Origin of the sequence: Faecalimicrobium dakarense, assembly GCF_000499525.1 — a bacterium.
Classification (GTDB): Bacteria; Bacillota; Clostridia; order Peptostreptococcales; family Peptostreptococcaceae; genus Faecalimicrobium; species Faecalimicrobium dakarense.
Map to the genome: position 1 here is coordinate 1 of NZ_HG529317.1, position 1774 is coordinate 1774.

The window sequence follows — 1774 nt, forward strand, 5'->3', positions numbered from 1 at the left end:
AGATAACATCCTTATTTTTTAGTATCAATATATATGCCCCAACTAGTAGGTTAATCGACCCAACTGTCAGTATTTTTATTAAGTGGTATGTATATATTTAGTGTAAATTTGTCTTTTTTGTCTTCAAATAATATTTCTCCGTTATACTTTTGTAAAGAAGATTTAACGCTTTGAATTCCTATTCCATGCATGAATTTATCCATTTTGTCTGTTAATAGTATATTTTTATTAATTTTAATACTATTAACTTTGCTATTTTCACATTTAAGTACAAAAAATGATTTATTTATAGTTCCTTTAATCCTAATATATTTATTAATGTTTTCGTCACATATTTTGTCACATGCTTCTATTGCATTATCTAAAATATTAGCAAATATACTGGATACATCTATTGGTTTTATAAAATTAACTTTTGAAAAGTTTATATCGCAAATAAACTTAATTCCCTTCTTTGTACATAGTTCACTTTTTTCATTTATTATAATATCTAATATCATGTTTCCTGTATTATAAGTTGATTTGAATTCTTTAATTTCATCTTTTAAATTATTTACATATTCATTAACTTCTTTACTATTATTTTTAAGATTGTCTATAGTACAAATATGATTATTTATATCATGATAAAGCTTTTTAACCTTCATATGAGACTCTTGAATACTTAAGTAATATTCATATTGCATATCTAATTTATTTTTCATTAATTCACTTTGAGATTTTAATTTATTCTCTTTTATTATCCTTCTAAATAATATTATAATAATAATACTACTAGCTAATACTAGCTTTGGAACTACCAACTGATCAAAATAATGCCATTCGTCGTGTAACGCCGGTATTGACCTCCTCCATTTAAATAACATCGCATTTATAGTATAATTATTCCCTATAGGATAAAGTGTCGTTGTATATCTTCCAATTATATTAATTGTATTAACTAGTAAAGCAAGGGTCAAGTATATATAATTTCTTTTTTCGCTATTAAATAGCTGTAAACGATTATTAATAAATACAAGTATCGCATAAATAAATATTATTAATATATAACTATATATCCCAATTTTTGCCCTATCAAAATTAGATACTAAAAGGGCTCCTTCAGATGATATAGAGTAACCTGTAATTCCAATATGTAAAAGTCTATATACAACCTCTTTAAATAAGTCATAATATACATTAAATAAAAAAAATGAAATTATATATTTAACATATCCTATCTTATAAAAATAGACATAGTATACTCCCCAGACAATAAATATTATGCTATCAACTAAATAATTTCTATTACTACCATTAATTTCATATATATTAGACAGTCTAGCTATAATATATATGAATAACAATAAAATATAAAATACAATTTTTTCATTTTCCCTACCTTCTTTTTTATAGGTTAATATGCCTTTTAGTATAATAAAACGTATAACTATTGATAAAGCTAATGATAACTCCCCTATAAAATTTAGCATATTGTATCACCAAGAAATTTTAAAAATCTTTCCTTAACATCTTTATATCTATATCTACTAACAGGTACTTCTTCTCCACTTTCTAATATTAAAGTATTTGTTTTTATATTTTCTACATAACTTAAATTAACTAGAAAGCTTTTATGACATCTTACAAATTTATCTTGTTTTAAGTCCTTTTCTATTTTCTCTAGACTATACCTCGCATCAAAACTCTTATTTATTGTGTGTATTAACATGTCCTTTTTTTGAATTTCTATATACTTTATTTCATTTGAGTCAATCTTGTATGTATTGGACTT

2 protein-coding genes are annotated in these 1774 nt (G+C 23.3%); both read right to left on the bottom strand.

Going from position 1 to position 1774, the window contains the following annotated elements; translation table 11 throughout:
• Positions 1 to 50: 50 nt before the first annotated feature.
• Positions 51 to 1472 (bottom strand): ATP-binding protein, encoded by a 1422-nt coding sequence (locus tag BN899_RS07820; protein ID WP_042274382.1) that lies wholly within the window; start codon positions 1470 to 1472, stop codon positions 51 to 53.
• On the bottom strand, positions 1466 to 1774 hold a 309-nt coding region (locus BN899_RS07825), incomplete at its 5' end, for a LytR/AlgR family response regulator transcription factor (protein ID WP_042274384.1). The genes BN899_RS07825 and BN899_RS07820, both read right to left, overlap by 7 nt.